This window comes from Guyparkeria sp. SCN-R1 (assembly GCF_003932495.1).
GTDB lineage: Bacteria > Pseudomonadota > Gammaproteobacteria > Halothiobacillales > Halothiobacillaceae > Guyparkeria.
Genome location: NZ_QZMT01000064.1, coordinates 1 through 323 on the forward strand (window position 1 = coordinate 1; position 323 = coordinate 323).

A 323-nucleotide genomic window follows, 5' to 3' on the forward strand; every position below is an offset into this window, starting at 1 on the left:
GCGCGGGCTGACCACCACGCGCAGCGGCACGCCGATCAGTTCCCAGTCGGCGAAGGCCGCGCCGGGGCGCAGCCCGCGGTCATCCAGGATGACGGCGATGCCGCGTGCGCGGAGTTCGTCATGCAGCGCCTCGGCCTTCTCCATGACGGTAGCGTCCTTGTTCGCGCCGATGGGCACGATCGCCAGGGTGAATGGCGCTATGGGCGCGGGCCAGAGAATGCCGCGCTCGTCGTTGTTCTGCTCGATGGCCGCCGCGACGATCCGCGAGACGCCCACCCCGTAGCAGCCCATCAGTGGCGTGAGCGGCTTGCCGTCCTCGCCGA

1 protein-coding gene is annotated in these 323 nt (G+C 70.6%); it reads right to left on the reverse strand.

Going from position 1 to position 323, the window contains the following annotated elements:
- On the reverse strand, positions 1-323 hold a 323-nt coding region (locus D5687_RS11195; protein WP_240031494.1), incomplete at both ends, for a His/Gly/Thr/Pro-type tRNA ligase C-terminal domain-containing protein.